At 69.5% G+C, this 25,948-nt stretch carries 19 protein-coding genes; 7 read left to right on the top strand and 12 right to left on the bottom strand.

All coding sequences use genetic code 11. The annotated features are described in order from the left end of the window. The first annotated feature begins 66 nt into the window (after positions 1–66). A complete protein-coding gene (locus ACZ6IE_RS01385) occupies positions 67–615 on the top strand; it encodes a TetR/AcrR family transcriptional regulator (protein WP_464606435.1) in 549 nt (182 codons plus the stop codon). 71 nt (positions 616–686) lie between these two features. Here ACZ6IE_RS01385 and ACZ6IE_RS01380 read toward each other — a convergent pair whose 3' ends face one another. The 4 genes from ACZ6IE_RS01380 to ACZ6IE_RS01365 all read right to left on the bottom strand — a co-directional run bounded on the left by ACZ6IE_RS01380 (position 687) and on the right by ACZ6IE_RS01365 (position 3,901). Further along, positions 687–1,130 carry a VOC family protein gene (locus ACZ6IE_RS01380; RefSeq protein ID WP_464606434.1) on the bottom strand — a complete coding sequence of 148 codons (444 nt, stop codon included), beginning with the start codon at positions 1,128–1,130 and terminating at the stop codon, positions 687–689. A 41-nt stretch (positions 1,131–1,171) separates the two neighbouring features. Continuing rightward, positions 1,172–1,954 carry a D-alanyl-D-alanine carboxypeptidase family protein gene (locus ACZ6IE_RS01375; RefSeq protein ID WP_464606433.1) on the bottom strand — a complete coding sequence of 261 codons (783 nt, stop codon included), beginning with the start codon at positions 1,952–1,954 and terminating at the stop codon, positions 1,172–1,174. Positions 1,955–2,040: 86 nt separating this feature from the next. Then, positions 2,041–2,727 (bottom strand): response regulator, encoded by a 687-nt coding sequence (locus ACZ6IE_RS01370; protein WP_464606432.1) that lies wholly within the window; start codon positions 2,725–2,727, stop codon positions 2,041–2,043. Further along, positions 2,720–3,901, bottom strand: coding sequence for a sensor histidine kinase (locus tag ACZ6IE_RS01365; RefSeq protein WP_464606431.1), 1,182 nt, complete (start codon positions 3,899–3,901; stop codon positions 2,720–2,722). The genes ACZ6IE_RS01370 and ACZ6IE_RS01365 overlap by 8 nt, the downstream gene beginning before the upstream one ends. A gap of 151 nt (positions 3,902–4,052) precedes the next feature. Here ACZ6IE_RS01365 and ACZ6IE_RS01360 point away from each other — a divergent pair, with 151 nt between their 5' ends. Genes ACZ6IE_RS01360 through ACZ6IE_RS01345 form a run of 4 tightly spaced genes read left to right on the top strand, consistent with a single transcriptional unit; the run spans position 4,053 to position 12,197 of the window. After that, on the top strand, positions 4,053–7,571 hold the full coding sequence (locus tag ACZ6IE_RS01360) for an FtsX-like permease family protein (protein WP_464606430.1): 3,519 nt from the start codon (positions 4,053–4,055) through the stop codon (positions 7,569–7,571). Next, on the top strand, positions 7,568–10,333 hold the full coding sequence (locus ACZ6IE_RS01355; RefSeq protein ID WP_464606429.1) for an FtsX-like permease family protein: 2,766 nt from the start codon (positions 7,568–7,570) through the stop codon (positions 10,331–10,333). The genes ACZ6IE_RS01360 and ACZ6IE_RS01355 overlap by 4 nt, the downstream gene beginning before the upstream one ends. After that, positions 10,330–11,478 carry an ABC transporter ATP-binding protein gene (locus ACZ6IE_RS01350; RefSeq protein WP_464606428.1) on the top strand — a complete coding sequence of 383 codons (1,149 nt, stop codon included), beginning with the start codon at positions 10,330–10,332 and terminating at the stop codon, positions 11,476–11,478. Before ACZ6IE_RS01355 ends, ACZ6IE_RS01350 begins: the two co-directional genes overlap by 4 nt. Further along, positions 11,475–12,197, top strand: coding sequence for an ABC transporter ATP-binding protein (locus tag ACZ6IE_RS01345; protein ID WP_464606427.1), 723 nt, complete (start codon positions 11,475–11,477; stop codon positions 12,195–12,197). Before ACZ6IE_RS01350 ends, ACZ6IE_RS01345 begins: the two co-directional genes overlap by 4 nt. On the opposite strand, the gene ACZ6IE_RS01340 is transcribed toward ACZ6IE_RS01345, so the two are convergent. After that, entirely contained in the window at positions 12,194–13,054 is an 861-nt protein-coding gene (locus ACZ6IE_RS01340) for an alpha/beta hydrolase (RefSeq protein WP_464606426.1), read from the bottom strand. The genes ACZ6IE_RS01345 and ACZ6IE_RS01340 overlap by 4 nt on opposite strands. A 50-nt stretch (positions 13,055–13,104) precedes the next feature. Here ACZ6IE_RS01340 and ACZ6IE_RS01335 point away from each other — a divergent pair, with 50 nt between their 5' ends. Next, positions 13,105–13,995 (top strand): alpha/beta hydrolase family protein, encoded by an 891-nt coding sequence (locus tag ACZ6IE_RS01335; RefSeq protein WP_464606425.1) that lies wholly within the window; start codon positions 13,105–13,107, stop codon positions 13,993–13,995. Here ACZ6IE_RS01335 and ACZ6IE_RS01330 read toward each other — a convergent pair. The 7 genes from ACZ6IE_RS01330 to ACZ6IE_RS01300 form a co-directional block, all read right to left on the bottom strand. Further along, positions 13,918–15,009, bottom strand: coding sequence for an ROK family protein (locus tag ACZ6IE_RS01330; RefSeq protein ID WP_464606424.1), 1,092 nt, complete (start codon positions 15,007–15,009; stop codon positions 13,918–13,920). The two genes, ACZ6IE_RS01335 and ACZ6IE_RS01330, sit on opposite strands and share 78 nt — an antisense overlap. A gap of 3 nt (positions 15,010–15,012) precedes the next feature. Then, entirely contained in the window at positions 15,013–17,838 is a 2,826-nt protein-coding gene (locus ACZ6IE_RS01325) for a CIA30 family protein (RefSeq protein WP_464606423.1), read from the bottom strand. A 37-nt stretch (positions 17,839–17,875) separates the two neighbouring features. Beyond that, on the bottom strand, positions 17,876–20,383 hold the full coding sequence (locus tag ACZ6IE_RS01320) for a glycoside hydrolase family 2 protein (protein ID WP_464606422.1): 2,508 nt from the start codon (positions 20,381–20,383) through the stop codon (positions 17,876–17,878). Beyond that, positions 20,380–21,204 (bottom strand): carbohydrate ABC transporter permease, encoded by an 825-nt coding sequence (locus tag ACZ6IE_RS01315; protein ID WP_464606421.1) that lies wholly within the window; start codon positions 21,202–21,204, stop codon positions 20,380–20,382. The genes ACZ6IE_RS01320 and ACZ6IE_RS01315 overlap by 4 nt, the downstream gene beginning before the upstream one ends. Next, positions 21,201–22,139 carry a carbohydrate ABC transporter permease gene (locus tag ACZ6IE_RS01310; RefSeq protein WP_464606420.1) on the bottom strand — a complete coding sequence of 313 codons (939 nt, stop codon included), beginning with the start codon at positions 22,137–22,139 and terminating at the stop codon, positions 21,201–21,203. Before ACZ6IE_RS01310 ends, ACZ6IE_RS01315 begins: the two co-directional genes overlap by 4 nt. A gap of 80 nt (positions 22,140–22,219) precedes the next feature. Next, on the bottom strand, positions 22,220–23,521 hold the full coding sequence (locus ACZ6IE_RS01305) for an ABC transporter substrate-binding protein (RefSeq protein ID WP_464606419.1): 1,302 nt from the start codon (positions 23,519–23,521) through the stop codon (positions 22,220–22,222). Positions 23,522–23,698: 177 nt separating this feature from the next. Beyond that, positions 23,699–24,568 carry a LacI family DNA-binding transcriptional regulator gene (locus ACZ6IE_RS01300; protein WP_464606418.1) on the bottom strand — a complete coding sequence of 290 codons (870 nt, stop codon included), beginning with the start codon at positions 24,566–24,568 and terminating at the stop codon, positions 23,699–23,701. Positions 24,569–24,706: 138 nt separating this feature from the next. Here ACZ6IE_RS01300 and ACZ6IE_RS01295 point away from each other — a divergent pair, with 138 nt between their 5' ends. Beyond that, on the top strand, positions 24,707–25,936 hold the full coding sequence (locus tag ACZ6IE_RS01295) for an ROK family transcriptional regulator (protein WP_464606417.1): 1,230 nt from the start codon (positions 24,707–24,709) through the stop codon (positions 25,934–25,936). Positions 25,937–25,948 lie beyond the last annotated feature (12 nt).

Raw genomic sequence — 25,948 nt, 5'->3', positions numbered from 1 at the left:
TAGTGTGGAGGCTGTCTCCACTTAGGACTATATGGAGACCGTCTCCACATGTCAACGGGAAGTGCCATGCCTGAGGAAAAACCACTGAGAGCCGACGCTCGCCGCAACCGGGACGCGATCATTGCGGCCGCCCGGTCGGTGTTCGAACACGACGAGCAGCTGCGATTCGACGACTTCGCGGCCCGGGCCGGTGTCGGAGTCGGAACCCTCTACCGACACTTCCCCACGCGGGAGGCGCTGGCGGCCGCGGTCTATCGCGGCGAAGTGGTCGCGCTGTGTGAGCGGGCCCGCGACTCCTCCGGGCCGGCCGCCGAAAGCCTCGACGCGTTCCTGCGCGCTTTCGTCGACTACGTGGTCGAGCACGCCGCCCTTGCACGCACACTTGCCACGGTCGTCGACCCCGCCACCCAAGCCGAGGGCGGGAACGAACTCGAACGCACACTCGCCGAGCTCATGGGTCGAGCCGCTGCCGACGGGGCGATTCGCGACGACGTCACCCCGGCATCCGTCATGATCGCGTTGCACGGCATCGGCGGCGCGACCGATCGCCCTGAGTGGGTGGCCGAAGCGCGCGCGGTCGCGGCTCTCATCATCCGCGGGCTGAAAGTCGACTAGCGGTCAGGGTTGGTCGGCGGCTCGGGTCGATCGGCGGCTCGGGTCGATCGGATGCCGGGGCCTCGGTCCGATCAGCCGGCCGGGATGAAGACGCAGAACGGGTGGCCCGCCGGGTCGGCGAAGACGATGAGACGTTCGTCGTCGTCATTCGCGCGGTCGTCGAGAACCGTGGCCCCCAGATCGAGGGCGCGCTGCCGCACGGCCTGCAGCTCAGCATCTGAGGCGACCTCGAAATCGAGGTGCATCATCTGCGGGCGCGGGCCCTCGGGCCAGGTGGGCGCGGGCATGCTGGCCACCTTTTGGAAAGCGAGGCGCCGCACACCGTCTGCGTCGGTCAAGACGAGGAAGTTTGCGTTGGAACCCTCGGACGCACCGTCGGTGCGTGGTTCGTCTCCCTCGATATAGGGAAGCCCCGTGAGGTGGTGGTAGAACTCGGCGAGCGCCCGCGAGTCTTCGGCGTCGAGCACGAACTGGCGCAGCCGCGGGGTCGGCGAAAAGATGCGAGTCTCGGTCATGCCCCCATGGTGCTCCGCGCTCACGCCGATGTCTAGACCCGTCAGGAGCCGGAGGAGTCCGCGAGGAGGGGCGGGCAGACGCCCTTGCGGGCCGTGAGTTCGAAGTGCCAGTTCTCGTTCGAATAGACCTGGCAGAGGCCGAAACGGGCGCCGGATGATGTCAGCCACTCCATGGCGTCGACCGTCGCGACGTCGGCGGCCCGGCCCGCGAGATGTTTCGACGTCGTGCCCGGCATGACCCAGCGCGACGCCTCCCGCACGCTGCCGTATTTATGGACGGCCTGCTGGAACAGGTAGCGCTGGTAACGCTCGCTGCGCCATCCCGCCGTGAGCGTGATCTCGGTGCCGTTGTCGGCGCGGGCGGCCGAGGCGGCACGGCGCAGGGCGTCGAGGAGAGCGCGGTCCAGGTTGGTGACGGCGGGCACGTCGTCGCGCAGCCCGAAACGCTCGCCGGAGACCGGGTAGCCGTCGTCGGCCGTGAGCTCGGACGAGTCGATGTCGCCCTCCGCCGATCCGGTATCGGCCGACCCGCCGGACGAGTCATCACCCTGGGTGCCGTCACCCGAACCATCCCCCTCGCCCGGCGCCACGGCAGAGTCGCCACCCCGAAGCCCGTCGACGAGCGTGTGCCCCGGGTTGTCGAGCGCGTTGCGGGCCGCCCCGCAGCCCGTGGCCGACACGAGCACGAGCGCGGCGAGGAGCAGAGCGCCGGCGGCACGGCGGGGCGAACACGACGGCGATGGCGACTGCGAAAGAGACGGCGACGGCGATGACGATGACGACGGCGACGACGATGACGACGACGACAGGGTGTTCTTGTTCATACCCTCAGCTTTTCGCGGCAGCCGGGGGCGGGGAACGGCGGGCGGTACCGCGTCGGATCATCCCATCGACGCGTTCGGGCGGTACGTCAGACCCGGTCTTCGGTCAGCCGGTGGTCGTGGGCGAAGACGACGAGCTGCACGCGGTCACGCAGCTGAAGCTTGCTCAGGATGCTGGAGACGTGGCCCTTGACCGTGGACTCGCTGATGAACTGGCGCTCGGCCACCTCGGCATTGGTGGCACCCTGCGCGACCGCGAAGAAGACGGCCCGCTCGCGCACGCTCAGCTGGCGGAAGATCTCGGGCGCCGGCGTCGGGGCGGCACGCTGCACATCGGCCGAGAACAGTTGCGACAGCTCGTCGGGCGCCAGCACGGTGTTGCCCGCGTGCACGGTGCGGATGGCCTCGGCCAGGAAGCTCGGCGTCGCATCCTTGAGGAGGAATCCGCTCGCGCCCAGCCGGATCGCGGTCGCGGCGGCGCGGTCTAGCGCGAAGGTCGTGAGCATGATGACGCGCGGTTTCGAGGGACTTTCACTCCCGGCATCCGCCCCGAAGATCGCGCGCACGGTTTCGACGCCGTCGAGCACAGGCATCCGGATGTCGAGCAGCACCACATCGGGCCCGAGTTCGTCGATCAGGCGCAACGCCTCGCGCCCGTTCGGCGCCTCTCCCACGACAACGAAATCGGGCTGCGCCTCGAGCGCCACGCGCACGCCACCACGGAACAGCTCCTGATCGTCGACCAGCAGGATGCGGATGGGCCCGGCGTCACTCATGGTGCACCGGCTGCGCCACAGACCCCGGCACGGAATCCGCCGCCTGCGCCGGAATACGGGCCCGAGCGGTATAGACGCCGTCAACGGCCTCGGCCTCCAACATGCCGCCCATCCCTTCGACGCGTGCGCGCATTCCTCGAACTCCCGACCCCGAGCCGGGGTTGCGGGTGAGCCCCACTCGATTCTCTACCTCGATCACGACATCGTGAGCACGCCAGGTCTCGCGAAAGGCCACGGGCTGACGCGCATCCCCGTGCCGGATGGCGTTCGTCAGCATTTCCTGAGCCACGCGACGGATGACCAGTCGGAGCCCCGCATCGTGCAGTCGCGGTTCGCCCCGGACGATGCGCTCGATGGCGACACCCGACTCCCGAACCTGCTCGATCAACGCATCCAGGTCGATGGTCTCGTCGTCGATGCCCGCGGCCGGGTCGCCGTTCAGCACCTGACGCACCTCGAGCAGCGAACGCCTGGCCGTGGCCGCGATGGTCGCCGACACCTGCCGCAGCCGATCCTCGTCGTGGATGAATTCGGTCGAATCGGCCTGCGCGATGATCACGGCGAGAGAGTGGCCCACCACGTCGTGCACATCGCGCGCCATCGTGGCCCGCAAGCGCTCGAACTCGGCGCTGTCGAGCGCCTTCACCATCTCGGTCTCGGCCTCGACGCGGCGGCCGGCCTCGATGCGCTGCGAGCGCAGGGCCCGCACGGCGAATCCCAACAACCAGGCGGATGCGAGCACGACGACGGGTGCGACCGACGCGGCGATCTGCCCCTCGGTCGAGCCGTACGCCATTTGGGCGTATCGCGTTCCCGTCTGCGTCAGGTAGGAGGAGGCCATGACGCCGCCGACCAGCGCCGAGACGGCTCCGGCGCCCAACTCCCAGCGGGTTCCGCGGCGGGCGCACGCATAGAGGACGAGGAGGAGGGCCAGGTCGGCGAAACCCGGGCGCTCGCTCAAAACGAGCTGGGCGATGGCGAGCAGCCACACGAGCGCGAGGCTGGCGAGGGGTGAGACGTTGCGGCATCCGATCGCCAGGAAAGCGAGAAGGGCGGTGAGGATGCCGGCGGCGTTGACCTCGAGCGGCGGGAAGACGGCCAGCAGCGCGACGACCAGGCCGGTGGCGACATCGGCGAGGATGAGCCGACGGCGGCCGCGCAGCAGCTCGATCATGCGCTGCACCTCAGCAGGGGGCCGGGCCGGGTCGCCTCGAACGTGTTCACACGGTTGACCCTATGCACTCGGCGAGGCGTCGGCAAAGCCGGGGATGGAAGCGCGAACACGGATGGCGAGCGCGCGCTCGATCACGCATTATGCTTCGCCTATGCCCGCCGATGCGCACCCCTCGCGCGATGGCGCGTACCTGCTGCGGGTGTTCGCGCGCCGGGCCGCGTTCCGGTGGCGTTTTCTCGGCACCGTGACGGCCGTGCTCGTTCTCGTCGCGACCCTGTTAAGCGCGCTCGCCGTGTTGGCCGCATCATCGGATGCCGGGGCTCTGCGCGGTGGGCTCACCGACACGGCTCCCGCCGCCACGTCGCTCACGGTGGACGTGCTGCGGCCGAACGGATCGCTCGCCGACCTCGATGCCACGCTCAAGGACACCGCCGCAGATGTGCTGGGCCCCGGCATCCCGACCGAGCGCTTCACGCTCACCGAATCGGCTCTCGGCCCGGTCACACGCACAGGTTCACCGCTCGTCGCCGACACCGCGGTGTATGCGTCGATCGGCGAGCTCACCGATGTCGAGCGTCGAGCGAGCCTCGTCGACGGCGCGTGGGCGGACGACGATCGTTCGGTCGTGGCGCCCGAGGCGGCCCGCGCGGTCGTGGGGCTCGCGGTCGGCGACGAGGTCGTCGTCGAGACCACGCGGGGTGACATACCGCTGCGGGTCAGCGGCTTTTACCGACTCGCAGAGGCCGGCGCGGGGGCTCCCGCCGAGCAGTGGGCCGTCGATCCCCTGCAGGGCGACGGAGCGCGAACCGAGTTTCCGAAACCCGGGCAGCGCAGCTATGAACCCGTGGTCGCGATCGGGCCGCTCCTCGCCGCCCCGGGCACACTCGACGCGCGCGACGTCTCGGCCGCCTTCGTCGACACCATCTTCCGCCCCGACTTCACGGCCGTCGACGAATGGGCGCTGTCGCCGCTGCGCGAGCGGCTGGTCGACGCCGATGTCTCGTTCTCGTCCGCCGTCGGCCGCCAGGCCACGACCGTCGCGTTCACGTCCGAACTCCCCCAGACCCTCGATGCGGTCGGCGGCGGTATCCTCGTCACGCGTACGGTCGTCGCCGTCTCGGGCGTGCTCCTCGCCCTGCTCGCGGTGACGGCGCTCGTGCAGGTGGCGCGCCTCGTGACCGAGAGTGGTGCCGTCGACCGGCGCCTCATGCGCTCACGTGGCGCCTCCCCTGCCCAGGTCGGTGCCCTCGTGGGCCTCGAGGCGGTCAGCGTCGCCGTCGTCACAGCCCTCGTGGCACCGGGGCTCGGTGCGCTCGTCTATCAGGCCATGGCCGCCGTTCCGGCCATGCGCGCTGCCCGGATGCCGGCTACCGCCTCGATCCCACTCGCGGCCTGGCTCGTGGCGGCCGGTGTGGCGGTCGTCTTCGTCGCGATCGTGGCGGCTCCCCTCCTCGTGCGCCGCGGGGCCGAGGCCGAGTTCGACGCCGAACAGGATTCGGCGGCGCGGGCGGGGCGCCTCGCGCCGCTCATGCGTTCGGGGCTCGACCTCGCCGTGATCGCTGTGGCGGTCGTCGCGGCGCTGCAGCTCTTCCGCCTGCAGGGCACCGTGCGCGCGGGAACCCTGGGCGTCGACCCCATCGCGGCCGTCGCCCCCGCGATCGTGCTGCTCGGGGCCGTGCTCCTGTGCCTGCGCCTCATGCCCCTCGTTGCGGCGGCGGCCGAGCGACGTTCCCGGCGCGCCCGGGGTGCCGCCTCCGCGCTCGCGTCGTGGGAGCTCGCTCGGCGTTCGCGCTCGTCGATCGCGGCCGTGCTCCTCGTGGCAGTGACCTTGGCGGTCGGCATCTTCAGCGTCTCGTTCCTCGAGACGTGGCGGCAGTCGCAGGCCGATCAGGCGGCGTTCGCGGTGGGACCACCCGTGCGCCTGGCGGCCGATGGCCGGGCCCCGAGCGAACAGGTCGAGGCGCTCACGGTCGGCACGACATCCGGCACCTCGCCCTCGGCCGCCCTGCGACGAGATGCGGTCGCCTCGTGGAACGACGCCGCACCCTCCGGTTCGCGCGTGCACGTGTTGGGGCTCGACGAGTCCGCACGGCGGCTGATCGACACGGGCCGCCTCGGCGAGGAGGGTGGCACCGCGATCGCCACCGCGCTCGCCCCGCGCGACGACGCGGACGATTCTGGCGAAGCCCTCAACGGCATCGCCATCGACGACGATGTGGCCTGGATGGGCGTGAGCGTGACGGCTCTTCCGACCACGGCCGACCCCGACGATACTCCGACCGGCGTGCGCGCGACGATATCGGCGATCACGGTCGACGCGGCCGGCGTCCTGACCGTGGACGCGCTCGGCACAGCCGATCTCGACGGGCAACCGCACGCGCTGCTCGGCCCCCTCTCGCAGCCCTCGGTGGGGCGCACACTCGTCGGGTTGCAATTGCGCTTCGAGGGCGAGCCCGCCACACGTTCCCTGCGCGGGTCACGGCTGCCGGTGAGCATGATCCTCTCGGATGCCGGGGCGCGCTCGTCTCGAGAGGCGGCCCCCGTGGCCCTCGACATCGCGCCCGTGATCGGGTGGGCGGGAGTGGCGTCTGATTACCAGGCGGAATTGCCGACGGTCGTCCCGGCGCCCTCGCCCACTCCGTCGCTCACGCCGTCGCCCTCGCCCACGCCGTCGCCGGCCCTCGCCGTGAGCGTCGACCTGCCGCAGGACCTCGCGGGCACCGGCGCGGTCGCGTCGCTGGTGGTGTGGGAGCCCGTGACCGCCTTGCCCGTGGTCGTGCCGACGGATCAGGCCGCGCGGTTGGGTCTCGGGCTCGCGGCCCCGTTCGTGCTCACCCTGGGCGACGCGGCCATCCCCTCGGCCGTCGCCGGCATGGCCCCGGCCGTGCCGGGTACGGTCGAAGCCCGCACCCTTGTCGGCGGGACGGCGGGGTTGGCGGCCACCAGTTCGGACGGATCGGCCGCGGGCGGCGTGTATCTCGTGGCCGATAGCGGATCACTCGCGCGCGCCCTTGCTCAGTACGGGGCTGCGGGAACGCTGCTCGACGAGTGGTGGGTCGACGTGCCCGCGGGGTCCGGCGAGGCCTACGTCGTGCGCCAGGAACGGGCCGCCGCCGCGGGAACCACCACCGAGGCCGACAGCACCGCCATCAGCACGCCCGTCAGCACGTCCGTCAACGCCGCCGTCAGCATCAGCATCGACGGCGTCACTCGTTCGCTGCAGGAGGGCCCGCTGCGCATCGGCACGCAGGCCGCCCTGTGGCTCACCATCATCACGAGCGCCGTGCTGCTCGCGATCGGTTTCGGCATGCACAGCGCGGGTTCGCTGCGCCGACGACGGCTCGAGTTCGCGCAACTGCGCGCCGTGGGATTCGAGCGCCGCGGCATCCTCTCGACGGTGTCGATCGAGGCGGGTGTGCTGAGCGCCGTCGGTATCGTCTTCGGCGTCGTGAGCGGTGTGGTGTTGGCCCAGCTGCTCGGGCCGCTCGTCTCGGTGTCCCCCACGGGTGCGCCGCCCGTGCCAGAGGTTCGCGTCGTGCTGCCCGCGGGGCCGATCGCGCTGCTGGTCGTCGAGCTCATCGTCGTGGTCGGCGCGGTGGTCGTGGCCGTCTGGGCCACGCAGCGGCTGGTCGAACCGGCCCGGCTGCTGCGGGAAGGGGCGCCTGAATGAGCGTCGTCCTGATTCTGCGGCGCGCCCGGCGCGACCTCGGATTGCTCGGTCTCACCGCCCTCATCGCGGCGGTCACGGTGTTCCTGGCCTGCTCGGCCCCGCGGCTCGTGCAAGACACCGTCGACCGCGGTGCCCGAGAAGCCGTTGCCACGGCGGGGCGCAGCGCCGACCTCGTGCTGGGCAGCAACCTCATCGCCGATCTGCCGGGCACGGGTTCCACCCCGGTCACCGCGCAGCAGGTCATCGATCTCGCCCCGCTGATCCCCGAGCGGCTACCACCGGCCCTGCGCAGCGTGGCACAGACGTCCCTCCCCTTCGCGGTGACACAAGCGGTGGATGTGGTCGGAGCCCCCGTCGAGGTGGGCATGCGCTTCGCCGCCCTCACGCCGGATGGCCGCACACACCTCGTCGTGGAGCGCGGCGAGCTGCCCGGCACCACCTCCAGCGCGTCGGATGATGCGCCCATTGAGGTTGCTCTGTCTGCCGTCGCCGCGCGCAGTATCGGCGCCGACGTGGGCTCGGTGCTGCGTCTCGAGACCGCGACGGATGCGTTCGACATCCGAGTCTCGGCCCTCGTGGCACCCGATGCGGGCGAGACGCCGGCCGGGCAGCGGACATCGTGGATCGATATCCCCAACCTGTGGCCCGACGAGACCGATGGTGACCCCGTGGTCGGAACGGGACGGCCGAGAACCGAGCAGGTGTCGGTTCTCATCGACCCGGAGGCCATGACGCGCGTCACGGCGGCCCTGGTCGACCCCGTGCCGGCCGGTATTCGCGTGACGCTCGATCCTGGCGGGTTCACGGAAGACGTCGTGACACGCGTCGCGCAAGAAATCGAAGCACTGAAGGGCACGGCAGCCGATCTCACCCCCGGCGAGCCGGTCACCCTGCTCGCGCAATCGAGCTTCGAGGCGTCGCTGGCCGACTACCCGCCCGCTGCCTCGGCGGCAACGGCCCAGATGACCATCGCCATCGCGGGCATGCTCGTCGCCGCCATCACCGTGCTGTTGCTCGCCTGCGCCCTCCTCACCGCGCGGCGCACGGCGGGCCTCACGCTCGAACGCGCGCGCGGCACATCACTTCTGGCCATCGGATGTCGCGCGGGCGTCGAAGCGGTCGTGACGACGGCACTGGCCACCGTCGTCGGCATCCTTGCAGCGGGCCTCGTCTTCCCCGGCCCCGGGACGCTCTGGTGGTTAATCGCCCTCGTGGGCCTCGTTGCGGTCGCTGTGCCCGTCGTGCAGGCCGTCCGGGTGACGCGCGCCGCCTGGCCGACGAGCCGGCGGGTGGCGAATCCGAGCGAACGACGACGGGCTGTTCGGATGCGGGCGCGCCGACGTCTCGTGCTCGAAGCCCTTCTCGGCGCCGTGACGCTCGCGGCCGTGGTCGCCGTCGTTCAGCGCGGCGCGCTCCCCGCAGGCCCGACGGGCGGCGGACCCGGGTCGGCATTCGCCCCGGGCGCCCTGGGCGTCGACCCGCTCGTCGCCGTCGCGCCCGCCCTGATCGCGGCGAGCGTGGCCGTGGCGGCAGCCCGCCTGCTGCCCCTCGCCCTCCGACCGGCGCTGCGGCCCGCGCGGCGTTCGCGGGGAATCGCCGGCCTGTTGATCGCAGCCCAGCTCGAGCGCACGCCCACCCTGCTGCCCGTGTTCGCCGCCACGCTGGCCGTCGGCATCCTGTTCGCGGGCGGCAGTTTCGCGGCGACGGTCGACAGTGGCCAGGAGAACGCCTCCTGGTCGGCCGTCGGCGGAGATGCGCGCGCCGACGGTTCGTTCACGCCCGACGATGTGACGCGGGTGCAGGGGTCGCCGGACGTCACGGCCGCCGGCGCCCGCCTCGTTCTCCGCGGTGTCGACGCGACGGGCGAACGCGGCAGCACGCTCGTCAGTGTCACGGGGGTGACGGCCGGATCGGAGCGGCTGATCGGTGGGCGGCCCGACGATCCGGCCTATCGGACGACCGTGACCGACATCCGTGCGCTGCGGGGCGAGGATTCGTATAGCGAGGTCGAGGGGCCTGTGCGCGCGCTGGCCGACGCCGCCCTGATCGAGCGTTACGGCGAGACGGGTTTGAGTATCGAGATCAACGACCGCACCGTCGACGTGGAGCTGGTGGCGCCGCTCGATGTGCCTCTGGCCGGGCAGACGGATGAGGTGGGCTCACGTCTGCTCGTCGACCTCGACGCCCTTTCGAACGCTGTGGGCACTGCCTTGCCCGCCACCACGATCGTCGTCGACGGGGCGGGGGCTGCGAGCGCCGTGGCGAGCCTCGGCCCGGATGCCGAGGTCGAGACGCGTGCCGGCTGGCTGGCCGAGCGGCGCGGGTCGGCCCTGATCGCGGGAACCACGCACACCATGCAGCTGGCCGCGGGGGCCGCATTCGTGCTGGCGATGCTGGCCGTTGCCGCCGCCGTTCTCGGGCAGGCGCGCGGCCGTGTGCGCGACGTCGCCCTGATGCGCACGCTGGGGGCCGGGCGCGGCGCGGGCTGGTGGCTCGCGTTCGCGCAGACCCTGCCCGTGGCCCTCGCGGCGTTCCTCGGCGGAGTCGGTGCGGGGGCCCTCATCCTCTACGTGGTGGGCCCGTCGCTCGGACTCGACATTCTCACGGGCCGCGAGGAGACCGCGATGGTGCTCGATCAGACGACGCTCGCCGTGGCCGCCGCCGGAATCATCCTCACCCTCGGCGCGGCCATCTTGGGCGAGCGCATTGCCGCCAGTCGCCGCGCCTTGCCGACAGTGCTTCGAGTAGGAGAGAGCTCATGACCGAACCTGTGATCACGCCGGCCGCGAGGGCTCCGGGAGCCGCGGCCTACGGCGCCGACGCCGTCATCGTGTGCGACAACATCGTGCGCATCTTCCAGACCGGGTCGATCGAGGTGCAGGCGTTGCAGGGGCTCGACCTCGTCGTGCAGCCCGGCGAGATGGTCGCGATCGTGGGGGCTTCGGGGTCGGGCAAGTCGACGCTGCTCGGCATCCTGTCGGGGCTCGACCTGCCGACCGCGGGGCGCGCGACCGTTGCGGGGCACGACCTGCTCACGCTCAGCGCGCGACAGCGGGTGCAGTACCGCCGCGAGGTGGTGGGGTTCATCTGGCAGCAGACATCCAAGAATCTGTTGCCCTACCTGACGGCCGCCGAGAACATCGGATTGGCGCTCAGCTTTGCCGGTGCCTCCCGCGCGCGCCGCCGCGAAAGAACGGCGCAGGTGCTCGAGGCCCTGGGCATCGCCGAACTGGCGGCACGGCGCCCGCACGAGATGTCGGGTGGTCAGCAGCAGCGGGTCGCGATCGGGGTGGCCCTGGCCAACGAGCCCGCCGTGCTGCTCGCCGACGAGCCGACGGGTGAGCTCGATTCGGCGACGAGCGACGACGTTTTCGAGGCGCTGCGCACGGCCAACCGGGTGCTGGGCACGACGGTCGTCATCGTCACGCACGACGCCTCGGTCTCGGGGCGGGTGCAGCGCACGATCGCGATTCGGGATGGTCGCACCTCGACCGAGGTGGTGCGCCGCACGGTGGTCGACGATGCGGGTGCCGAGACCGTGCACGCCGAGGAGTTCGCGCTGCTCGACCGGGCCGGCCGCATGCAGGTGCCCGCGGCCTATCGCGAGCGGCTCGGGCTGCGGGATCGCGTGCGGCTCGAACTCGAGAGCGACCACGTGGGGGTGTTCGCAGACCGCTCCGGGCAACCGGCAGAGTCGCGCTCCCCCGGCGCCGAAGAGGGTCCCGGTGCCGATGGCCCTTCCCCCACCGAGGATGGCTCGAGCCCACTCACCGATCACGCGCCGAGTGTCGACGACCCCTCCCTTTCGCCGTTCCGGCGTCCCCGGCGCGCACGCACCGATTCCACCGACTCCACAGACCCCGCCGACTCCACCGACTCCACCGACTCCGAGGAGACCGGACGATGACCGACGCCATGATCCAGGTCGAGAATCTGACGCGCACGTATCCATCCGGCACGGGCACGGTCGATGCGCTCTCGGACGTGTCGTTCAGCATCCAGCCGGGTCGCATCGCCGCTTTGGTCGGTCGCTCTGGCGCCGGCAAGACCACGTTGCTCAACTGCATCGGCGGTCTCGACACCACGACTTCGGGCCGCGTGATCGTCGACGGCACGGATGTCGCCACCCTCGACGACCGCGCGCGCACGACCCTGCGCCGCGACAAGATCGCCTTCGTGTTCCAGACGTTCGGCCTGCTACCCCTGCTGACCGCGGCCGAGAACGTGAGCCTGCCTCTTCGACTGCGACGGCTCGATCCGGCCGAGCGCGAGGAGCGGGTGGCGCACTACCTCGACCTCGTGGGGCTCGGCGCGCAGGCCCAGCAGCGGCCCGGCGAGCTCTCGGGCGGGCAGCAACAGCGCGTAGCCATCGCGCGGGCTCTTGCGGGGCGGCCGCGCCTGCTCATCGCGGATGAGCCGACGGGGCAGCTCGATGCCGACACGGGCGCCAGCATCCTCACGCTCTTGCGCGACGTCGTGCGGGCCGAGGGGACGACGGCCATCATCTCGACGCACGACCCGAAGATCGAGGCCGTCGCCGATCAGGTCATTCGGCTCGCCGACGGGCGGGTGCAGCCGGACGAGGTGCGCCGCGGGCGGCACGCGAACCCGAGCCAACCTCACTAAGGGCGGATAGGGTTCCGCGCTCGCACCCAGTCGGCGATGTGTTGAATACTCGGGCGAAAAGCCGGGTCGAGCGGCCGGTTGAGGAAGGCGTGTGCGGTCCCGGGCATCACGCTGTAATCGGTCTCGACGCCGGCGGCAACGAGCTCGCGCCCGAACTGCCCGCCCGACGCGCGCATGGTGTCGCGGTCGGCATCCACCAGGAGGGACGGCGGGAAGCCGCTCAGGTCGTGCCCGCCCGCGAACGCCATCGGGTCGCGGAGAACGGCGGGATCCCCGACATACATGCGGTTCAGGATGTCGAGAAGCGCGGCCGAGTGCGAGTATCGGCGATGGCCCCGCGACTGAGGCCGGTCCTCGCGCGGGCCCTTCGGCAGGCGTGCGTGAAAGAACCCGTAGGTGAAGAAAGTGCCGAGAAGCGGTGCGTCTCCGTCGGCGGCGAGCCGCATGACAGCACCGGCAGAGAGGCACGCGCCGGCGCTCGCACCGCCCAGGATGACACCCTCGGGGTGCTGCTGCTGGACCTGCCGCACGACCGCGACGACGTCGTCGAGCGGCACCGGGAAACGGTTGCGCGATCGCGCCCGCCGGTTGTCGGCGGTGTGGGCGGCGCGGCTCAGCGAGGGGCGAACGAGTCGATAGCCGACAGCGGTCGTCGCGATGCCCTCGGCGGCGAGCGCCCGCGCCACCTGATCCGACTCCGGCAGCTCCAGGCTGCCCCGGATGAAACCTCCACCGTGCACCCACACCACGGGCGCGGCAGGGCGCGGATGCCCGGGGTCGACGTAGTGCCGAATCGGAACGCCGCCGTGCGGCCCCGGCACGACACTGTCGGTGACCTCGATGCTGTGTTCCCCCATCCGCTCAGCCTATGTCGGCCGGGCCCGCCACCCCGGCTACCCTTAACAGAATGCAGAAGAACGCGGGATGCCGGTGGGTCGACGTTCACGACGACGAGACCGGGGCGCCCTTCCCGGTGTTGGTCATGTATCCGACCGATTCCCCCGAGCAGCCGACCAAGCTGGGCCCCTACACGGAGAGTGTCGCCCTCGACGCCGAGGTGGCCCCGCCCGCCGATGGTTCGCGCTTTCCGCTCGTCGTCTTGTCGCACGGCAACGGCGGTTCGCCCCTGCTCTACCGCGACCTCGCGGCGGCGCTGGCTCGCGCCGGTTTCGTCGTCGCAGCACCCACGCATCCGGGCAACAGCATCGGCGACAACGCCTCCTATGGGCGGGTGGCGAACCTGGTCGACCGGCCGCGGCATGTGGTCGAGGTCATCCAATTCATGCTGAGCGACCCTCGTTTCGCGTCGGTGGCGCGCCCCACGGATGTCGGCCTCATCGGGCATTCGATGGGCGGCTACTCGGTGCTGGCCGCCGCGGGCGCCGTGCCGACGGCTTTTGCGCGCGAGACCGAGTCGGGCGAACCCGAGAAGCTGCACCCGCGCACGAGTCGTCGCGTCGGCGCGCTGGTGTTGCTCGCGCCGGCGACGCCGTGGTTCCAGGAGCAGACGGCGCTGCGCAACGTGGAGGTGCCGATTCTGCTGATGTCGGGCGAACACGACAAGCACACCCCCGCGTGGCAGGGCGACATCGTGCTCGACGGCGTGCCGGACCGGTCCCGCGTGCGGCACGAGGTCGTGGAAAACGGCGGGCACTTCTCGTTCCTCACGCCGTTCCCCGAGGTGATGCAGAACGCGAGTTTCCCGCCCTCCCAGGACCCGTCAGGCTTCGACCGCGAGGCGTTCCACGCCCGCATGAACGCCGACGTTGTCGCCTTCCTCGCGGACACCCTCGTCTAGATCGGGCTGCGCCGACTGCAGCTCGGCCGCACCCCGGGGTGCCACGTCGCACGCCCGGTGCACCAGGGCCGCGGCACCGACCAATGGGCCGTCTCCCGCAAGACCCGTCGGTCGGATCGTGACGGCGGAGGCGTAGGGGAACAGCGCGCTCTCTGCCGCCGCCGCCCGCACCAGGTCGATGTAGTCGGGCGCCACATTCGCGAACCCGCCACCGATGGCGACCGCCTCGAGATCGAGCAGGGTTGTCACATTGCTGATCGCCAACCCGACGGCTTCGGCCGACCGCCGCACGGCGGCTCTCGCTATGGGGTCGCCGTCTGCGTACGACGCGGCGAGCTGCTCGCCCGTCCGCCCGAGCCAACCTCGGCTCTGAGCCCATGCCACCGTGCGTGGCCCGGCCGCGATGCCCTCGAGGGTTCCAGAGTCGCTCGGGCCGCCTGCGTCCGCGGGGCGCAGACGCAGCTGGCCGATGTGGCCCGCATTGCCCGACGCACCCGAAACCATGTTCCCCTCGAGGATGATGCCGCCGCCGACGCCGGTGGACACGACGATTGCCATCGAATGGCGGGCACCGCGGTTGGCGCCCCGCCACCGTTCCGCCAGCGCGATGCAGGTACCGTCGAGACGCAACACCACCGGCACGTCGGGGCTGTCGTCACCCAGCTCTGCCCGGACCGCCCGCGCGACCACGTCGACGACCGGGAACCGATCCAGAGCGGCCAGATTCTTAGGGGAAACGGCACCCCGTGCCAGGTCGACAGGGCCGGCGGACCCGATTCCGACACCGACGATTCGGACACCGCGCGGCGCGGTCCGCAGCACGTCGACCACCACCCCGACGATGTTGCGTGTCAGCCCGGCGGCATTGCCGACTCCACCCGTGGCGGCCCGTGCGGTGCTGCCCGGCACGAGGAAGCCTCGGTCGTCGACCAATGCCGCAGCCACCTTCGTGCCACCGATGTCGACGGCAAGCGCGAGAGGACTGCCGTGGTGCGAGGGATGATTCCCGTCCATGTGTCAGCCCGTCCGGCCCCGGCGTCGCCGAGAGGCGGCGATGAGGAGGCCCGCTCCGAGAAGGGCCAGCGCGAGGACCCCCAGCACTCCCCCGTCCGCACCAGAGTTCGCGAGCCGCGCGTCAGGACCCTTGCCAGCGTTGAGCGCTGCGCCTTCGGACCCGGCAGCGCCGGGATCGACGAGGACGGGCGAGTCCGTCGGCGAAGGTGGCGTCGGCGAGGGTGACGGAGTGGGCTCGGTCACGGGTGGCACCACGGCCGCCGGTGCGACCAGACGCACATCGTCCAGCGACAGGGTGCCCGCGCCCGCCCCGCCGAGGTAGAACGAGAACTCGGTCACCTGGGTCGGATCGAGCACACCCTCACCGGCCCAACTCGGCGGCGCGAAGTCGTCGAAGGGGATCTCGATCTCGGTCCAGTCGGCGCCCGGCATGGGCACCGTCGCCTCCCAGAACGCGCCACCGGCCACGAATTGCACGCTCAGGTCCTGGTCGGGACTGCCTCCGCGCGCCGTGAAGGCTATCGAGTCGTATCCCCACCAATCATCGGCCGCCGCGAGTTTGTGCGTGACGCCGGCATAGCCGGGGCCCGCCAGGTCGTAGGCGAAGTCCGCGGTCTGCCCGTCCGGGCTCGGGGCATCACCCGCGGGCGCTTCTACCAGGGCACCGGCGATGGCGCCGCCACCCGTGTTGCGCACGTAGGCCGCGTTCACCGACGCGTCGTCGGCATAGGACTCGAAGTCCTCGATGACGCGATCCGTATCGGGCAGTGGCGCCGCATCGAACGTCGCCGATCGAGGGTCGGAGACCGTCTCGCCCGTGCCGTTCACGGCCACGACGGTCCAGACATACGTGGTTCCCGGCGCGAGTTCCACGGCGGGATCGAGCGTCGTGCCCCGCAAGCCGGTCAGGGCGACGAGCGGTTCGGCGGCACCTGCGGCGCTCAACGCGAAGCGGTAGTACGCCGCATCGGGGGCCTCCGTCCAGACGAAGCGCGGGGTCGCACGCACACCCTCGGCGCCGTCGGCAGGCGCACTCAACGCGAAGGCTCCCGGTGCCGACGTCGGCACCGCGGCGGCCGAGTGCAGCGTGACGGATGCCAGAGCCACTCCGGGCAGCAGAACGACGCGAACGGCGGATGCATCATCGAAAACTCCGGTGTCCACAACGTCTCCCGGGCTCGCACCCTGGACGCGCTGCCAACCCGTGTCACCGCGACGAACCTCGATCGTTATGCCGTCGGCAGGGGCAGATCCGGCCGTGGAACGTACCTGCACGCGGTTGATCCGCTCTCCGGCCCAGGTGATACTGCCGCCCGATCCGCCGGCGCGGGCGATCGCGCCCCGCGGTGTTCCCTGGAGCACCACGCCGGAGTGTGCGGACGCGAGTGAGAAACTCTGCAGCGGATCCACGAGCAGGTCGGCGTCGGCCCCCGGCTGCGCGGTCTCGGAAGCCGGCCCGAAAGAGCCGTCGGGCTTCACGGGAACGACTCGGTAGCGCGAACCCGGAGCCGGCGCGAGGTCGGTCACGGGTGAGGCTTCGGCCGGGACGGCTCCCGCTCCGAGAGACGTCCACGTGATCCCATCCGTCGACACCTCGACACGGTAGGTGGCGGCCCCTGCCGTTCCGCGCCACGCGATCTCATTCACCCCGTTGACGTTGTCGACCGATGTGATGAGGGGCTGCCCAAGGGCCAGCGTGCCCGTCTCGGACCTGAGCGCGCGGCTGAAGCCCGTGATGGCGGCGACCTGCTCACGCATCTTCCCCGTCGTTCCCGGGTAATGCAGTGTGAAGCCGTCGTCGTGGGGCACGAACCCGCCGCGGTCGTCGTGGCCGAAGAGGGACCACAGCATCATTCCCGAGACGTCGTCGTTCGCGACGAGCGGGTCGAGCAGCGCCGGCGACGCCGAATTCGAGCCGTATTCGCCCGCGATGTACACCTTTCCCGCTGCCACGACCGCTGCCGCATCCGCTGTCACCTTCTGGGCGGTCGGCGGGTAGTAGTGCACATCGACGATGTCGAGGTCGGCCGCGGCCAAAGTATCGGGATCGATATCGAAGCGGCGGCCGGCCGACACCAGTTGTTCGGGCGCGCGCTCGCGAATGAAGGCGACCTGTTCGTCGATCCAGGGCCGCGTCATCCCCTCGAGTTCGTTGCCGAGCTCCCACGCGAGGATGGTCGGGTCAGCCGCATATGGCACGCCGGTCAGGGCGTTGGTGCGGCCGACAATACGGTCGACGTACTCCTGGTAGGCGTCGATAGCGGCACGATCTGTGTAGAAGTCGGCCGATTGCAGGCCCAGGGGCGTCGTGAAATCCCGGTGCCCGCCGTGGTAGTACTCCCATTCATCGGTCAGAGGCAGAATGAGCCGGATGCCACGCTCCCCCGCATAGGCGATCGCGAAGTCTATGGTCGCGAACGCTTCCTCGTTGTATTCGCCGAGGGACGGCATGATGGCGAGCGGGTTGGCGTCGTTCTGACCCGTGGACGTCATCATGTGCGACCGCAGAACCGTCAGCCCCATCTCGTCGGCCGTGTCGATGGCGTCCTTGATGCGGAAGAAGGTCGGATAGTCGACCCCACCAACGTTCTCGTCGAGTCCCAACCAGTAAGCGTTCGCCCCATTGAACCGGAAAGGTTCGCCGCCGAGCCGCAAGGTGGCACCGTCGCGGGTGACGAATTCGGTGTTCTGGGACGTCCAGTCCGTGGGCGCCGCGCTCGCGGGGGCGGTGGCAGCCCCCGCAAGGGTCAGCGCCGTGAGCGATGTCAGGGCGATCGCGCCGGTCGCGACCGCGGCGATCGCTCTGGTCGTCAGGGTGGGTGGTGTCATCGTGGGCTCCTTCGTCCAGCGGTGAAAACGTCGGGGCTCAGCGCCAGTCGGCGACGAGCTGGTTGGCCGTGCGCACGACGCGTGGCGAGGCGAGCGCCGAAGCATCCACCTCGGCGTCGAGCAGCACATGGAACGTGTGCGTCTCGCCGGGCATGAGCGTGACGAGCATGTCGTCGACCACGGCGTCGGGCGACACCTTGTCGACGAGCAGGGCCAAGTCGCGCACCAACACGTCGGCGGTCACTGTCACGGCGTAGCCGTCCGATACGCGCTCGACCTCGACACGCGGGCTGGATGCCTCGATCGACGAGTCCCGGCATTCGGTGTAGAACCAGAATGCGCGGTCGCCGCCGACCGTCGCCATGAGCACCTCGCCCGCGGGGTCGGTGGCCTGCGCGACATCCGTCGGCACCTCGATCGACGTCGAGGAGCGCGGTTCGAGGGCCAGGGCAGCGGTCGAGGTGGCCAGCACGGTGCCGTCGAAAGCGAAACGGGTGATCTCGACCGTGTCCACCCAGGCATCCGGCCCGTCGTTGACCACAGAGACGACAAGCGAGCCACCGTCACGCGGCTGGATGGTGACGAGCCGGTCGGCGTAGACATGCTTCAGGGCATAGAGCAACGGTTTAGGACGGCCGTAGCCGTCGACCGCAGCCCATGACGTCACAGGCCAGCAGTCGTTCAGCTGCCAGACGACCGTGCCCATGCACCGCGGGCTGAGCGACCGGAAGTGTTCGATGGCATAGGTAACCGCGTTGGCCTGGTTCAGCGACATCGCCCAGTGCCAATCCTCCGTGTCGTCGGGCAACGGCAGGTGCGCGACGAGGCCGTCGGTGAGCTTGTCGTTGCCGTCGGTCGCCTTCTGGTGCGCGATCATGCCGGGCGATTCGGGGGTGAGCGGAATGTCCGAGATTGCTCGTTCGATCGTCGACCACGTGGCCGGCCCCTGCCAGCCGAATTCGGCGACGAACCTCGGCGAGACGTCGCGATAGGCCGGGTAGTCCACGCGGTTCCAGTGCTCCCACAGGTGAACCGAGCCGTGGTCGGGGTCATTGGCGGGGATGTCGATGCTGCCCGACCAGGGCGACCCCGCCGTGTAGGCGCGGCCCGGGTCGATTTCGGAGACCAGCCGCGGGAGGAGGTCGAGGTAATAGCCGAGCCCCCACGTGCGACCCTGCAGGCGCTTGCCCCAGCCCCACTCCTCGAAGCCCCAGATGTTCTCGTTGTTGCCGTTCCAGAGCACGAGGCTCGGATGCGGCATCAACCGAGTGATGTTGTCGCGCGCCTCGGCTTCGATCTCGCTCCAGAGCGGCTCCTCCTCGGCGTAGCTCGCGCAGGCGAACAGGAAGTCTTGCCACACCATGATGCCGCGCTCGTCGCACAGCTCGTAGAAGTCGTCGCTTTCGTAGTAGCCACCGCCCCAGATCCGAAGCAAGTTCATATTGGCGGTCTCGGCCTGATCGAGGCGGGCGCTCAGGCGCGCGCGGTCGACGCGCGTCACGAACGCGTCGTCGGGAATCCAGTTCGCACCACGCACCCAGACCGGCTGGCCGTTCACGATGAAGCGGAATGAGGTGCCTTCGGCATCCGGTTCGAGTTCGACGACGACGGTGCGGAAACCGATACGCAGGGCGCGGATGTCGAGCTCCGTGCCGTCGGCCAGCGCCCCGTCGACAACCCGCACGGTCAGGTCGTAGAGCGGCTGCTCGCCGAAGCCCCGCGGCCACCACAGGTCGACGTCATCCACCACGAGCTCGACGGCAACCGACGACACACCACCCTCGGGGACCGCTCCGGTGATCGGCACCTCGGCGCGGACTCCCGCCACCTCGGCGACGACCGTCACGGCGCGATCATCCGACCGTTCGACATCGACCTGCACCGACACGTGACCGCGCGCGGGCGCATCGACCGTCACGATTGGGCGCACGGCCCCCAGACGCGCGCCCTGCCACGACTGCAACGTCACGGCCTTCCAGATGCCGGCCGACGCAGCATCCAGCCCCCAGTCCCACCCGAAATTGCAGGCGGCCTTGCGGATGGCGTTGAACGGGTGGAAGTACGTGTGTGGGCGGTAGCCGATGTCGAGGCTGGCCTGATCGGCGAAGGCGACGGGCGACCCGAAGCGCACGACCAACTCGTTGTCGCCCTCGACCAGCAGGTCCGCGACCGGCAGACGGTAGGTGCGGTGCTGGTTGCGCGTCGACGCGACCTTCTGGCCGTTGAGCAGCACCGTTGCGACCGTGTCGAGGCCCTCGAAAACCAGATCGTGGCGGTCGCGGCCGTCAGCATGCCACTCGAACGTGGTGCGGTACTCCCAATCGCATTCGCCGATCCACGTGACCTTCTGCTCGTTGCGGTCGAGATACGGGTCGGGGATGAGGCCCGCATCGAGCAGATCGGTGTGCACGAGACCCGGAACGCGCGCGGGCACCGAGACATCCCTCAGATCGGCGGGCACCGGGCCCTGCAAAGCCCGCAGCGACCAACCGTCGTGCAGGGTGCGCGTGCTCACGGTGGACAGGTCGGTGGTGGTGAGGGTCATTTCGTTGCTCCTGAGGTGAGGCCGTTGTAGATGTAGCGCTGAAGAAAGAGGAAGGCCAAGAGGGTGGGGATGATGACGAGGATCGTTCCGGCGGCGATGACCTGCCACTGCGAGCCGAACGGGCCCATGAAGCGGAAGAGCGAGGTCGAGATCACCCCGAGCTCCTGCGACGGCATGTAGAGGAACGGTATGTAGAACTCGTTGTAGATGGCGATGCCCTTGATGATGATCACGGTGGCGATCGCGGGCTTCAGAAGCGGCAGGATGACGCGCCAATAGATGGTGAAACGGTTCGCGCCGTCGAGCATGGCCGCCTCGTCGAGCGAGACGGGGATGGACGACATGAACTGCAGGAAGATGTAGATCGCCACGATGTCGGTGCCGGCGAACAACAGGATGGCGGCGCCGCGCGTGTTGAAGAGGTCGAGCGCCGAGATCACCTGGAACGTGGCCACCTGGGTAGTCACGGACGGCACGAGGGTGGCCAGAAGGAATAGCCCGAGCACGAGCTTGCGGCCGCGGAACCGGAACCGGTCGACCGCGTAGGCCGCCATCGTGCCGATCAAGATGGTGCCGGCCACCGATACGACCAGGATGATGCCGGTGTTGATGAATCCCATCACCATGCCACCCTGCGAGAACGCGGTGGCGAAGTTCTCGAAGTTGAGCCAGTTCGACGGCGGAGTGAGCGGGCCGGTGGTGCGCTGCTCCTGGTCGGTCTTGAAGGCCAGCATGAAGATCGTGACGAGGGGCACGATCGCGAACAGGCTGGCGACGATGAGCGATAGGTACTTGAGGGTTGTGGCGACGGTATTCTTCACGATTCATCCCCTCTCTCGTCGGGGAACACCCGACGCTGGACCGCCGTGATGACGAGGACGATGATGAGCAGGACCACGGCCATGGCCGATGCGAGGCCGACCTTCGAGAACTTGAACGCCGTGTTCACCGTTTGGATCACGAACGTCTCGGAGCCGTTAGCGCCGCCCGTCATGATGTAGGGCATCTCGAAGGCCGAGAGGGCACCGGCGATGGCGAGGATGAACGACAACCCGAGGATGCGTCGGATGCTCGGCAGGATGATGAACCGGAACTTGTGCCACGAGTTGGCTCCGTCGAGATCGGCCGCCTCGTACTGTTCGGCCGGAACAGACTGGATGGCCCCCAGGAAGAGCACGAAGTTGAGGCCCATGTAGCGCCACACCGACGTGCCGGCGAGCGAGATATTCACGAGCGACGGGTCGCCCAGCCATTGGCCGGGGTCATGGATGCCGACGGCCGCGAGCAGCGCGTCGAGGGTTCCGCCCGGCCGGAAGAAGTAGAGGAAGACCAGGCCGATCGCCACACCATTGATGAGGTAGGGGAAGAAGATCACGCCCTTGAAAAGGTTGCGGAAGCGGGTCTTGAAGCTCAGAAGGGTGGCGAAGTACAGCGCCAGCACGAGCTGCGCGACGGCGCCCGCCAGGTAGTACAGGCTCACGAAGAAGACCTGGAAGATCTCGGGCTGGGTGAAGATCTGGACGAAGTTGCCGAAACCGACGAACTCCTTCTCGGGGTCGAGGCCGTCCCACGACGTGAGGCTGTACCAGAACATGTTGCCGACGGGAATATAAGTCAGCACGATGAGGAAGGCCAACGGGATGATGAGGAACAGCCAGGGTGTCGTGCCCGAGCCGGTCAGCCGGTTGCGGCGGCGCGACGAGATCGGCGCGAGCGCGCGGGCGGTCAGGGCCGGATCGCCCTTGAGTGTGGACATGCGTCTACCTTCGATTCGTTCGATGGTTGACGCCGTGGCCCCGCCACGCTGCGGGGCCACGGCGCTTCGTGTGGAGGGCGCTACTTCGCGTCGACGGTGGCGCGGGCAGCGGCCCACCGGTCGTTGAGGTCCGCGAAGACGCTCTCCTTGTCACCATCCGCGGCGCCACGCGCCACGTCGATCAGTTTCTGCCGATAGATGTTGCCGAACAGGTCGATCTCGGCCTCGTTCGCGATGTCGTTGATCACGGCTTCCTTGCCCACCGGGTCGGCGGCGAGCTCGATGTAGTTCACGCCGAGCTCCTGGAAGTCCTTCAGCGTGTCGGGGGCGGGGTCGCTCACGACGGGGCTGATGGCGCCCTGGCTGGCGGCGTATCCGGATTCGTTCGTGAACCAGTCGACCCAGGCCTTCGCCGTGGCCTTGTTCTTCGAGTACTTGCTGATCGCCAGGAACTTGTCCGAGGCGGTCACCGACGTGAAACCGGTGTCGGTCTTCCAGGGCATGGGCCAGAAGCCGATGACGTCGCGGGATTCGCCGGCCGCTTCGGCGGCGTCCTGCATCTGGCTCACGGCCCACGAGCCGAGGATCATCGAGCTGACTTCACCCGATGCGAGCAGGTTCTTCGACTCTTCCCAGTTGGTGGTTGTCGGGTCGGGTTCGCTCAGACCGGCCGCGACCGTGTCGAAGAGCAGACCGTCGATGTTGTACTGGTCGTTGCCCTCCGTCCAGGGCGCGTCGTCCTCGATCATCTGCGTGCGCACGGTGTCGCCCTGCACGGTGCCGAGGTTGCCCTCGATCGTTGCGAGCGGCCATCCGTCTTTGTAGTTCGTGTAATAGGGGATGGAACCCGTCGCCTTGATCTTCTCCAGCGCGTCGAGGTACTCCTCCTCCGTGGCGGGCGGCGTCGTGATGCCGGCTTTCGTCCAGACATCTTTGTTGAAGACGTAGCCCATGGCCGAACCGAACGTCGAGACGCCGTAGGCGGTGCCGTCGAACGAGCCCTCATTGGTGAATCGGTACTTCTCGGACAACTCTTCGGTGCTGCCCATGGGCTCGAAGTAGTCGGCGTACTTGTCTTTGGTCACATTGGACGACGGGATGAGGAGGACGTCGCCGTAGTCGCGGGAGTTGAGCCGGATCTTCGCGTCGCCCTCATAATCGGTGAGCGCTTCGAACTTGACCTCGGTGCCCGGGTATTTCTTGGTGAACTCGGCGGCGTAGTCCTTGAACGTCGTGTCGACGAGGTCGGTCCTGTTCGTCAGAACCGTGATGGTGCCGGCCGGCTCGCCGTCGTCGTTGGCGGCGCCACCGGCGCAGCCGCTGAGGAGGAGTGCGGCGATGGCGGCGGTTGCTGCCACGCCGAGGCTCGGTCTGATGGTCACGTGAACTCCTTCGTTCGGTGCGACGGGTGGGGTGGATGCGCCGCCGCTGTGATCGAGTATGGAGGGGAATCGGCGCTCTCGCAACACATACATTAGTAATTTATGTTACGAGCGGGTAACGAAGGATTGGGTTGTCGGGGGGCTTTCAAGTCTGCCGACGAGTTGCAGCGACGACCGCTACGGCTGCGGCACCGGCCCGGTGGTCGCCCGCCGAACGAGCGTCGCTCGCGGCGCCTCCCGGTCGGCGGCTGGGGCACCACTCAGGAGCGCGAGCAGCGATTCCCCCGCCAGTTCGCCGATGCGCTGCACGTCGTGACTGAGCGCCGAAAGGGCCGGCTCGGACAACTGACATTGCGCGGAATCGTCCCAGGCCACGATCGAGACATCGCGCGGGGCGGCCAAGCCGGCCTCCTGCGTGGCGCGCAGGCCGCCGAGCGCCATCTGGTCACTGTCGAACACGACGGCGGTCGGCGGTTCCGCGCCCGCCAGCAGGGCCGACATCGCCCGCGCGCCCGACTCGAGCGAGTAGTCCCCCTCGATGCTCTGCAGCGTCAACTCGCGCTCGCCTCCCGCGCGCTCGAACGCCTCCTTGCGGGATGCCGTGTGCGCGAGCTCGGACGGGCCCGTGACATGCGCCAGACGCCGGTGACCGAGCGCGACGAGGTGCTGCACAGCCTGGTCCATGGTCTCGGCGTCGTTGGTCCAGACCGCGGGAAGCCCCCGCGCGACCGTCGGCGAACCGAGTACGACCGCGGGCACCCCGGCGCGCGCGACCGCCGACAACCGCTCGTCCTGCGCGACCAGGTCGACCAGGATGATGGCGCTCACCGTCTGCTCGCGCACCCACCGCTCGATCGTCTCCAGCTCTTGCTCGCGGGTCGGCAGAACGCGGATCAGGACGGATAGCCCCTGCGGGCGCACAATGCGATCGATGCCGGCGATGACCTCGTGGTAGAACGGTTCGGCGCCGTAGACCTCGGAAGCGCGCACGAGGGTGAGCCCAACCGGGCGGTGGTTGGCGGTAGTGTGGTCGAAATCGAGGCCCATCGGCTGGCGGCCTTTCCTGTCGGGTCTGCGCGTGCGGTTCACGCTCTACGGGTACACGTTATGCCCTCGACAGGCGAAGGCCGCGTCGCCGCGTGCGCCCGAGGGCGTCCCCCGATGACCACCCGATGAGGAGGAAAGATGGCCCGCCGCGAATCCATCCTCACCGGACCGGGCAGCCAGGCCCTGATCGTCGATCTCATCCGTTCATCCGGGCCCATCAGTCGCACCGAACTGACGGCCGCCACGGGCCTCACGCAGCCGTCGATCTCCAACATCGTCCGCCGTCTGATCGACGATGGAATCGTGCGCGAATCGGGTCGCACCCCCTCGCAGGGCGGCAAGCCGCGCACGCTGCTCGAGATCAATGCGCGGGCCCGCTACGGAATCGGAGTGCAGCTCGGCTTCGAATCCATCACCATCGTCGCCACGGATGTGCGCGGAGGGGTCGTCGGTCGCCAGCTGGTCGACGGCGCGGGTGCCGGCCAGCCCGACGAGACCGCGGAGCGCATCGTCGACCTTTATCGGGCCTTCCTCTCGGGTCTGGGTCTCGACGCGGCATCAGTCGCTGGCGTCGCCGTCGTGACGCCCGGGCCGATCGCCCTCGCCGAGGGAGCCATCCTCGCGGCGCCGAGCCTGCCGCTCTGGGACGGATACCCCCTTCGAGATGTCCTCGCCGACGCACTCGGCGTTCCCGTGATCATCGGCAACGATGCCGCGGCTGCCACCATCGGCGAATTCTGGAGTCGCCAAGTGAGCCGGAACGAAGCCTTCGCGTGCGTCTACCTCGGAACGGGTATCGGGGCGGGCGTGGTGCTCGACGGCGCCCTGCTGCGCGGCGCGAGTTCGAATGCGGGCGAGCTCGGGCATGTCACCATCCAGATCGATGGCGAGCCCTGCTACTGCGGCAATCGCGGATGTCTGGAGCGGTATGCCGCGCCCGGCCCCACGATCGCCGCGGCCCGGGTCGCGCGAGAAGAACTCGGTGACGTGAACCTCACGTTCGATCCAGCCTCCCTGTCGCGGGACTTCGACCAACTGGCGCGCGCGGCGGTGGGCGGCCAGACGGTCGCGGCCGAACTGCTGCAGCGCTCGGCCGACCAGATCGCTGCGGCGACCGTCACGCTGGCAAATCTGTTCGATCTCGATCGGATCGTGCTCGCAGGGCCGGGCATGGCCGTGGCGGGGTCGATGTATGCGCGGGCCATTCGTGAGCGCCTGGAGCGAAGTTTCTTTGCGCGGAATGCGCATTCGATCGCAGTCGAGTTGTCGTCGAATCCGCGCGACGCTGCCGCCATCGGGGCCGCGGCCCTCGTGTTGCAGGGTTCGATCGCGCCAGGGCACGGCCCCTCACTCACCCCGGCGGCTTAGATCATTTAATTA

The sequence above is a fragment of the Okibacterium sp. AC114 genome (genome assembly GCF_979253355.1).
Note: the sequence above shows the minus strand (reverse complement) of the source record. Positions and strands in the feature narration are given on the sequence as shown.